Raw genomic sequence first — 1,027 nt, forward strand, 5'->3', positions numbered from 1 at the left:
TGGACGAGGGCATGGTGGTTCCGGGCCCGCTCGGCGAACTTCCCGGAGGGCTCGTCGTCCTCCTGACCTATCTCGGCCGGCGTCTCCCATGCCGGTTCCACCACGGGCTCGGGCGGCGGGAGGTCGCGCAGGCACCTCCGGTGGGCAGCCACGGTCTTCTCGGCTGCCTGTGCGAGGTTCTGCCACAGGTGGAATCGGCCGGCGACCTGTACAGCCTGCGGTGCCGCGATGGTGGCGGCGTCGGCGTAAGCGCCAGAGCGGTCCCGGCAGATGACCTTGATGTCCGGATGCCGGGCTAGCCATGGAGCCAACGTGCCGGTGTCCCGTTCGGGCAGCAGGTCCAGGGCCTGGTGAGTCTCCGCGTCGATCACGACGGTCCCGTAGACGTGTCCTCTGCGCAGGGCGAAGTCGTCGACGCCGACCGCCCGCGGCTGGGTGACCGGTGGGTCTGGCCGTTCCATGACCCGACGCAGCAGTGTGCTGCGGCTGGTGGAGATCCCGATATGACGTGCGAGCCGGGCACCGGCCCGGCCGGCGAGGGCCAGGCCGATCGTGCCCATCGCCGTGCGGAGTCGTTCGGTGGTCCGGCCATGGCGGCGTGTCAGCCCCGGCACCTGCTCCGCGAACGTCCGTTTCGCGCACGAGGCGTCCGCGCAGATGAACCGCCGGACACGTAAGGACAGCACTACTCGTCGCTCTCCACTCGGCAAGTCCACCGGAAACCGCAGGTAGGAGCTGTGGACCCGCTCCGACCAGGCTCCGCACCCAGGGCAGGCCGCACCTGGCGGCGTGCACCGGACCTCGATGCGTATCGCATCTCCATCGGCATCCACGGTTGCGACTGCGATCCCGGCCACCGACGGGAAGAACAGGTCCAGCAGCGAAGGCGACTCCTCGTTCACGGCGATCGAATATCGGCCGCACCACACACATGAGGAGCGATTTCAAGGCGACTACCCCACCGACTGCATGGCCCTCAACCATCACGCTGCGTGTCCGCGTCACGGAACTTGTGCCAGACCCCAAC

1 protein-coding gene is annotated in these 1,027 nt (G+C 68.6%); it reads right to left on the bottom strand.

The genetic code is table 11. The features are described from left to right. Positions 1-929 (bottom strand): ISL3 family transposase (locus V7793_RS37855; RefSeq protein ID WP_336014289.1); only part of this gene is annotated, 929 nt, incomplete at its 3' end. Between the last annotated feature and the right edge of the window lie 98 nt (positions 930-1,027).

The sequence above is a fragment of the Streptomyces sp. KLMMK genome, from assembly GCF_036961605.1.
In the GTDB taxonomy this organism is placed as follows: domain Bacteria; phylum Actinomycetota; class Actinomycetes; order Streptomycetales; family Streptomycetaceae; genus Streptomyces; species Streptomyces telluris.